This window comes from Belliella filtrata (assembly GCF_022549775.1).
In the GTDB taxonomy this organism is placed as follows: domain Bacteria; phylum Bacteroidota; class Bacteroidia; order Cytophagales; family Cyclobacteriaceae; genus Belliella; species Belliella filtrata.
This window is the reverse complement of the sequence record NZ_JAKZGP010000056.1, coordinates 22,172-31,469: the sequence shown is the minus strand read 5'-3', so window position 1 is coordinate 31,469 and position 9,298 is coordinate 22,172. Positions and strand designations below refer to the sequence as shown.

General features: G+C 37.4%; 4 protein-coding genes. All 4 read left to right on the top strand.

The genetic code is table 11. From position 1 onward, the window contains the following. Positions 1-588 precede the first annotated feature (588 nt). The 4 genes from MM239_RS16810 (at position 589) to MM239_RS16795 (ending at position 8,996) form a co-directional block, all read left to right on the top strand. Positions 589-3,684 carry a SusC/RagA family TonB-linked outer membrane protein gene (locus MM239_RS16810; protein WP_241349415.1) on the top strand — a complete coding sequence of 1,032 codons (3,096 nt, stop codon included), beginning with the start codon at positions 589-591 and terminating at the stop codon, positions 3,682-3,684. 11 nt (positions 3,685-3,695) lie between these two features. Next, positions 3,696-5,390 carry a RagB/SusD family nutrient uptake outer membrane protein gene (locus tag MM239_RS16805; protein WP_241349414.1) on the top strand — a complete coding sequence of 565 codons (1,695 nt, stop codon included), beginning with the start codon at positions 3,696-3,698 and terminating at the stop codon, positions 5,388-5,390. A gap of 277 nt (positions 5,391-5,667) precedes the next feature. Then, positions 5,668-8,160 (top strand): glycoside hydrolase family 95 protein, encoded by a 2,493-nt coding sequence (locus MM239_RS16800; RefSeq protein ID WP_241349413.1) that lies wholly within the window; start codon positions 5,668-5,670, stop codon positions 8,158-8,160. Between the two features lie 20 nt (positions 8,161-8,180). After that, positions 8,181-8,996 carry an SDR family oxidoreductase gene (locus MM239_RS16795; protein ID WP_241349412.1) on the top strand — a complete coding sequence of 272 codons (816 nt, stop codon included), beginning with the start codon at positions 8,181-8,183 and terminating at the stop codon, positions 8,994-8,996. Positions 8,997-9,298 lie beyond the last annotated feature (302 nt).

Here is a 9,298-nt window from a genome sequence, read left to right as displayed (position 1 = left end):
AAAAACACAAAAACTGGTTTAATTAAAAAAAAGAATTCCCTGGAAACAGGGTCATGGGAATCCTATGTCTATTTTCTAAAGCAAATTGATCAAACTACTTCAATTATTTAAAATCGGAATTGCTGCTACTAGATGATTGACTTGGTGAGTTGAAGATTCATTTTTTTATCCTTTAAAGTGTACTCACTTCTTATAGAGCTACTTATTTTCACTCGTGCCACATGGCTAATATTCATATTTTTTTTTAAAACATAAACACAAGAAAATTTAAAACTTAAATTAAAAAAATAAGCCCATGTAACTTTTTCAATTTCTAACACAAAGGTTTGCACAAAGGTTTGTGTAAATAAATAAGCGCAAACGTTTGCGGAAAAGCCACGTAATTCCAAAATTCAAAATATCATACCGCTTTACATGTTTAGAAAAGAATAAAGTATCGCCAAGAACAATGATCTAAAATTTAAATAGCATGGTAGTACTTTATAAAACCTGAATAAGTACAAAGCAATGATATGAATTCCATATTTAGATTGTCTTTAGATAGACACTTTTATGATTTCAAATTTTAAACCCATAATTAATAACCAAATGAACAAACCTTTATCAAAGACCAGAAGTTGTCTTGCACAATTCTGGAACCTCATTGGTAAAAAGCATGCCTTTCTATTCATGCTGCTATTTGCAATTATTCATTCAGCAATAGCCCAACAGAATGTATCAGGAACCGTCACAGATGAGGACGGTGAACCAATCCCCGGCGTCAATGTGATTGAAAAAGGAACTACTAACGGAACAGTTACTGATATTGACGGCAGTTACAGTATCACAGTACCTTCCTCTGCAATATTACAATTTAGCTTTGTCGGGTTTAGAACTATCGAATCTCAGGTAAATAATAACACTGTACTAAATATCGAATTGGCAGCTGAACTCGAGCAATTGAGTGAAGTAGTCGTGGTCGGTTATGGTGAGCAGCGTAAGGAAACAATGACTGGTTCTGTAGTCGCAATTCAAGGAAGTGAAATTGCAAGAAGTCCTTCTGCAAATGTTTCTGCAAACCTGGCTGGTCGACTGCCTGGACTTACTGTCAATCAAAGGTCAGGTGAGCCTGGAAGAGATGATCCTAACTTACTTATTCGTGGGGTAGCCACTTTTGGCAATAATGCACCACTCATCATCATTGACGGTGTACCTAGAGCAGAGATGGCACGCTTAAACCCAGAAGATATCGAAAGTGTTTCCGTACTAAAAGACGCATCTGCAGCTATTTATGGAGCAAGAGCAGCAAATGGTGTGATATTAATCACTACCAAATCAGGTGGTAAAGGGAAGCCAGAATTCAACCTTAGTTATAACCATGCATTTCAACAACCGACAATCTTACCCGAAATGCTAGATGCACCAACTTTCGCTCAAGTATATAATGAAGGTGCATGGTATAGAGCTGGAAGGCCAGACTTGGCTACTTGGTCTGCCCCATTTTCTCAGACAGCTATCGACAGGTATAGAGATGGCTCTGACCCTATCAGATATCCTAATACTAATTGGGCACAAGAAGCCATCAAGCCATATTCAATTCAGAGAAGAGTAAATCTATCTGCTAGAGGTGGTAGTGAGAATGTCAACTATTTCTTATCATATGGTACTGTCTACCAAGATGGAAGCTTGGTCAATGACCCCACTGAATTTCAACAACATAACATGAGGGTAAATGTCAATGTAAAATTGACAGACAATCTAACCTTAGGTGCAAACGTATCTGCATTACTTAATAATAGAACCTTTGGTTCTGTAGCAACCAACGATGAAGTCTGGGTTAATTTCCACAATATTTTCCAAGCAAACCCTACAATTCCGGCTGTGTACCCTAATGGACTGATTGGCCCTGGAAGGTTAGGCGAGAACCCACTTCTTATGGATCAAAGAGGATACCTTAATAGAGATGACTCTCCCATATTCTCTACTTTCACAGCCACTTATGATGTACCCTTTATAGATGGACTGAAATTAGAGGCTAGCTACAATTACGATGTCAATCACCAAATAGAAAGAAGATGGCGTACTCCATATTCATTTCATGAATTCAACACTCAAACAGGTGAGTATGATGAGATACAGGGCACTGGAGTTGCTGCACCAGAACTTGGACAAACTAACACTAAGCTTACGACTCAATTATACAATTTTCGAATCAACTACTCAAAGACTTTTGATAAGCACTATATGGGCCTACTTCTTGGGACTGAACAACAAAAGGATTTTCATAACTGGGTTCATGCCTTTAGAAGAAACTTCGTGAGTTCATCAATTGATCAGATCAATGCTGGAAGTAGTGATACAGACGATATGAATACTGGAGGTTCAACAATACTTGGAGGATACAATAATTACTTTGGTAGATTCAATTATGACTATGACGGAAAATACTTATTAGAATTCCTTTTCAGGTATGATGGTTCTCAAAGGTTTCCTCAAGGTAGTCGTTATGGATTCTTCCCTGGCGTGTCAGCTGGTTGGCGAATTTCAGAGGAGTCATTTATGGACAATATTGAATTCATTAATCACTTAAAAATAAGAGGATCATATGGCCAAATCGGAAATGACTTAGTTGCTCCATTTCAGCATCTTCAAGCTTTCACATTTGGTGGCAACTACCCTTTCGGAGGTAGTGTACACCCTGGAGTAACCCCAGGAGTTCTTCCTAACCCTTTTATCACTTGGGAAGTCAGTGAAAAAACCGATTTAGGATTAGAAACAATTTTGTGGAGAGGGGCGCTAGGAATAGAATTCAACGTTTTCCAAGAAAAGAGATCAAATATTCTTTCTACAAGGAATGTCTCAGTTAGTAACGTCTTCGGCTTCCCAGGCTTGCCAGATGAGAACATTGGTGAAATACATAACAGAGGGTATGAACTCACATTGAGCCATAAGAAAAATTTTGGAGAACTAAGTGTAGTTGCTAGAGCCAATGTAGCTTTTGCTAGAAGTAAGGTGATATTTATGGATGAAGTTCCAAATCAAGAAGAAAGAATGAACCAAACGGGAAGACCTGTTGGCGCTGGGTTATTTTATCAAGCTGATGGCATATTCAGAACACAAGAGGAGTTGGACAGCCATCCTCATCTTCCAAATGCTCAAGTTGGAGACTTGAGATTTGTAGACTTGAATGGTGATGGGGTAATAGATGGTAATGATCGATTTAGAAATAATTTCACCAATATTCCAGAATATGTTTTCGGTCTTAATTTTGATTTTCAGTACAGGAACTTCGACTTGAACGTGTTCTTTCAAGGTCAAACAAACGCGATTAACTACGACGATAGGTTTGCAGTGTTAGGAAATTCTGCATTTGATAATTCTACAGTAGCAAGAGCCACTGATAGATGGACAATTGACAATCCAAATGGAAGCATGCCTAGAGCTGATGCTCTAGAACCAGGAGCAAATACACAGTGGCTTTTTGACGCTACCTTTGTAAGGCTAAAAAATGTAGAACTTGGATATTCATTACCCACCAATCTTATTTCTCGGATTGGACTGACAGACACAAGGGTTTTCATAAGTGGATTCAATCTATTGACTTGGTCAAAAGAAATCAAATGGGCGGATCCTGAAGCTAATGGTGGATTTTTATTTTATCCACAACTAAGATTAATGAATCTTGGAGTAAATGTTAAATTCTAATTACTACAGAAATGAAAAAGCAATTTATATACTTTATCATAATTATACAGCTATTCGCAGCTTGTAATGATGACATATTGGACATACTTCCCCAAGATAGAGTCTCTGACGAAGCGGTATGGTCTGATGCTAACCTAATTAACGCTTATCATACCTCTTTATACAATAGCATTCTTCATGGGTTTACCATTCACATGCTTTCTAAAGCTACTGATGAAGCATTTTGTGCAATCAATTGGGACATTGGGATAATCCCTACAGGTCAATTAAGACCTGATAATGTCGGAAGTATATCCAATGAACACTGGACTGGTGGTGGTGGTTTATATTATTGGGATGCTGCATTTAGAAACCTAAGAAGAATAAATATATTCTTGGAACAAATGGAGGTTCTTGAAATCGAACTCACCAACAAAGACCAATTAATAGCAGAAGCCAAATTTCTTCGAGCATACATCTATTTCTTATTAGTAGAAAGATTTGGTGGAGTACCTATCGTTGATAGAAGCTATGAACTTGGAGCTGAAGTGGTCTTTGTGAGATCTACTTTTGAGGAGTGCGTAGACTTTATTGAGAATGATTTGAATGAAGCAATACCTGATTTGGCAGTAAGATATCAAACCTCTGATAGCAATTTTGGTAGAGCTACAAGAGATGCAGCCCAAGCGCTCAAGTCTAGACTCTTTCTGTATGCAGCTTCTCCACTTTTCAATGAGCAAAATGATCAAAGCAAATGGCAAAAAGCTGCTGATGCCGCAGAAGAACTCATAAACTCAAGTTACAGTTTACACCCAGAATATCGGACACTATTTAATCAGCCAACAGGCAGTACTAACAATGAAATCATCTTTGCTAGGCCATTTTCTACTAGTCCTGGTGCATCACACAGCTCACCAATGGACAACCTAAACAGAAGACATGGTGGATATGGTGGCTGGTGGGCGAGTAACGGCCCTTCACAAAACCTGGTAGACGACTACGACATGATCAATGGAGAGCCTGCATTTATTTTTGAGAATGGCTCGAAATCAATCAATCCAGCTTCAGGGTATGATCCTCAAAACCCATATGAGAATAGAGATCCTAGATTCTATGAAACTATCATCTACGATGGAGCTATATTTCATGGAGACACATATGAGATGTGGGTTTCTAGTGATGCCGAATCATGGGGATTTGATTCCTATTTACAAAGTGGTGATAACCCAAGGACGAATTATGTGTTAAAAAAATTCATGCCTGAGGATGGAGTTCCACTCAATTGGCAGGAACCATACACGAACCCGTGGATAATTTTCAGATTAGGTGAAATCTATCTTAATTATGCTGAAGCAAAATTTGAGCTGGGAGATGAAGAAACAGCTAGAAACTACCTTTCTCTGGTAAGAGAAAGGGTTGGAATGCCAGCCATACCAAGCACAGAATCTGGAGATCGACTTAGGCAAAGAATTTATAATGAGAGACGAATTGAATTGGCCTTTGAAGAACACAGATACTGGGACGTAAGAAGATGGAAAATCGCCCCAGAAATAGAGAACAGACCTATTCGAGGCATGGACATAATTAGAAACCAAAGTACTGGAGTGAAGACTTACTCAGAAATTCAATTGCTAGCGAGGATTTTTGAAGAGAAAATGTATTTCTTACCTATTGAATTAAATGAAAGATTAAGAAATCCTGAAATCACACAAAGTCCAGGTTATTAAAAGCATGCTAGTTGAATGGGCCAACCGTAATTTGGCTCATTCAACTTACTTTTATTCAAAAGCATTAAATTCTAGTCGATTACAAGTACCCATGTTCAATATTCTGAGAAAATAGAGATTATTTACAGCTTTAATATACTAGGTTACTATTATAAACCCCTTATTTCAGTTTTGAATAGACAACGCTACATTATTTCTATGACAAGAAACTATTGTATTAACATAGCTATAGGCATTCTACTTAAGGAACCAACTCTATCTTTACACAATCATTATCATGCTTAAGAAAACTATTTTATTATTCATTATTATTCTTGAAATCTCCCAAAGCTACGGACAAATAGCAAATGATCTCAAACTATGGTACCAGCAACCGTCTGGAGAAACTTGGGAAAATGCTTTACCAATTGGTAACGGTAGACTTGGAGCCATGATATATGGCAACACTGCTAATGAAATCATACAGTTGAATGAAGAAACCGTTTGGTCAGGCAGCCCAAATAGAAATGATAACCCAGATGCCTTAAATAGCCTATCAAAAATTCAAGATTTAATTTTTAAAGGTGAATATAAAAAAGCTGAAGAATTAGCGAAGAACAGTATTCAATCTAAAAAGTCACATGGTCAGATGTATCAAACAGTGGGAAACCTACTCCTTAACTTTGATGGTCATCACAATCCAATGGATTACCACAGAGAGCTTGACATCTCAAACGCTATTCATAAAACAAGGTACAAAATAGGGCAAACAACTTACCATAGGGAAGCCTTTGCATCTCTTACTGATGATGTAATCGTTATAAAAATTAGTGCTGATAAAAAATCTGTAATAAACTTTAAGGCAAAACTAACAAGCCCTCACAAATCATCAAGTCAGAGTGTGGAGCATGATTCGAAATTAATTCTAACTGGCAAAACATCAAATCATGAAGGAGTAGAAGGATTGGTGAGATTTAAAACCATTGCTGAAATCAGAAATTTCGGTGGAAAAATAAAAGAAAGTAATGATGGGCTTTCAGTAGAAAAAGCAGACTCTGTTCATATTTTCATTTCTACAGCTACTAATTTCAAGCGATATGACGATATATCAGGAGATGAAAATTATCTATCTGAATGGGTTTTAGATAAAGTTGACAAAAATAATTATCAAAAACTTAAAAACACACACATTGAAAAGTACAAACAATATTTTGATCGTGTAAGTCTCCAGCTGGGTAGTACAAACACACCTAATATTCCTACGGATGTTAGGTTAAAAGCTTTTAAAAATGGAAATGACCCTCAATTTGTCGCCCTATATTTTCAATATGGAAGGTATTTATTGATCTCCTCATCTCAACCAGGTGGACAGCCCGCCAATCTACAAGGCATTTGGAATCAAAGCATTAATCCTCCGTGGGACAGTAAGTACACGATTAACATCAACGCCCAAATGAACTATTGGCCAGCAGAAAGAACCAATTTATCTGAACTGCATGAACCATTTTTAACTATGGTAGAAGAACTCGCAGAAGCGGGAGAAAAAACTGCTAAAGACATGTATGGAACTAGAGGCTGGATGGCACATCACAACACCGATATTTGGAGGATAACTGGCTCTGTAGATGATATTTTCTGGGGAATTTGGAATGGAGGTGGAGGCTGGATCAGCCAGCATCTTTGGGAGCACTACCTTTACACTGGTGATGAATTTTTTTTAAAGAGAATATATCCAGTTTTAAAAGGTTCAGCTTTATTCTATATGGATTTCCTTACTCCACATCCAGAAAAAGACTGGCTTGTCGTAAACCCTGGCACTTCTCCTGAAAATGCTCCCAAAGCTCATGAAGGAACCTCGCTAGACGCAGGCACTACCATGGACAATCAAATTGCTTTCGATGTATTCAGTACAGCGCTACAGGCTGGAAAAATCACTGGCGAAAACACTGATTTTTTAGACTCACTAAAGGCATTCCGTGATAAACTTCCGCCAATGCATATCGGAAAACATGGCCAATTACAAGAGTGGCTAGACGACATTGACGACCCAAATGACAAACATCGTCACATTTCACACCTTTATGGACTATTCCCTTCCAACCAAATCTCTCCATTTAAAACCCCTGAACTTGCTTCTGCTTCTGAAGCTACATTAAATCATCGTGGTGACATTTCCACGGGCTGGAGTATGGGCTGGAAAGTAAATTGGTGGGCTAGGCTGTTGGACGGAAATCGAGCTTATACTTTGATCAAAAATCAGCTTTCCCCTGCCTCAGGAAAGTTTGAAGGTGGAGGATCATATAGCAACCTTTTTGATGCACATCCTCCATTCCAGATTGATGGTAACTTTGGTTGTACCTCAGGTATTGCAGAAATGCTCTTACAAAGTGCTAATGGAGAAATCCACCTCTTACCTGCTATCCCTGATGAATGGGATTCAGGGAAAGTAAATGGTCTTCTAGCAAGAGGTGGGTTTGAAATTATTAACTTAACTTGGGAAAATGGTGTAATCGAGGATGTAAGTATTAAGTCTAATCTAGGAGGAAATCTTCGGATTCGATCTGAATGGCCATTGGAAGCTGACCATAAAAAAGGGTTGGGAAAAGCTAGTGGCAATAACAGCAATCCATTTTTTAAAGTTGAACAAACTCGCTCTCCAATAATAACAGATGAAACAGCTTATACAAGAACGAACTCCACAGAATATCATGTCTATGATGTATCCACTGAGCAAGGTTCAATTTACAACTTTAGTATATCGAAAAATTTGAAAAAAGATCAAAAAAAGTGAAATAACAAACATCTAAGAAAATGACAATTGATCTAAATAATAAAGTGATAATAATAACAGGAGGAGCTGGAAAGCAAGGCAGTATTGGAGAAACCTTAGTGAGGAAGGTGGCTAAACTGGGAGCGACACCTGTAATCATAGATAGAAACCCAAGAGGACATCAAATCGAATCGAGCTTGATAGAAAGTGGGCAAAAGTGCCTATTTATTCCAACAGAGTTAACCAGCCCTGATTCTTGTGAAGCTGCAATAAGGATAATCAAAAAAAAATATGGCAGAATTGACGTATTGATAAATAATGTAGGAGTCAATGATGGCGTTGGATTGGATGGAAGTTATGAGGACTTTCTAAACTCATTACATCTCAACCTGATCAATTACTTCCTTTTTGCAAAACACTCTGTTGATTTCCTACAACTTTCGAAGGGTAACATACTCAATATTTCTTCTAAAGTTGCTCTTACAGGTCAGGGCGGCACATCTGGATACGCAGCTTCAAAAGGTGCAATTTTAGCGCTCACAAGAGAATGGGCAGTTGACTTGGCAAAGCATGGTGTTAGGGTCAACTCTCTAGTTATCTCTGAAAGCTGGACTCCAGCCTATGAAGAATGGTTAATGAAATTACCAGATCCAAAGATAGAAAAGGAAAAAATAGATTCTCTTATACCTCTTGGCAGAAGAATGACGACATCTGATGAAATTGCTAATACTGCAATTTTTTTGATCTCAGATTATTCATCTCATACTACTGGACAGCAAGTAGTTGTCGATGGTGGTTACATACATTTGGATAGGAGAATTTCTCATACAAATGCTTATAAGGAATCAGTTACTTAAAAGAGTTGAAATAAATTTTAAAGAAACTAAGAAGTCTCAAACTTTGTATCCTAAATCCATCATCATAGGTACTAGAGTAGAATTTGGAAAAAGAAATCAAGACAAATTGTTTATTGAAGATTTGTCCTGGCCTATAAAGCTAAAACTATGGCATAAAAATTTATTGTAATCTGATTTAGGTCAAATCATATCCTCAGACCTGTTGAACACATACAATTTGATAGATCAATAATAAAAATTTTCTTGAAAATCATTCTAAATATAACTAAATTGAAGCAATAGATTTACTTACACTATTTTTA

What these genes read in the sequence shown, in the direction of transcription:
- MM239_RS16795 (WP_241349412.1), top strand. Translation starts at nt 8,181, where the DNA reads ATGACAATTGATCTAAATAATAAAGTGATAATAATAACAGGAGGAGCT.
- MM239_RS16800 (WP_241349413.1), top strand. Translation starts at nt 5,668, where the DNA reads ATGCTTAAGAAAACTATTTTATTATTCATTATTATTCTTGAAATCTCC.
- MM239_RS16810 (WP_241349415.1), top strand. Translation starts at nt 589, where the DNA reads ATGAACAAACCTTTATCAAAGACCAGAAGTTGTCTTGCACAATTCTGG.
- MM239_RS16805 (WP_241349414.1), top strand. Translation starts at nt 3,696, where the DNA reads ATGAAAAAGCAATTTATATACTTTATCATAATTATACAGCTATTCGCA.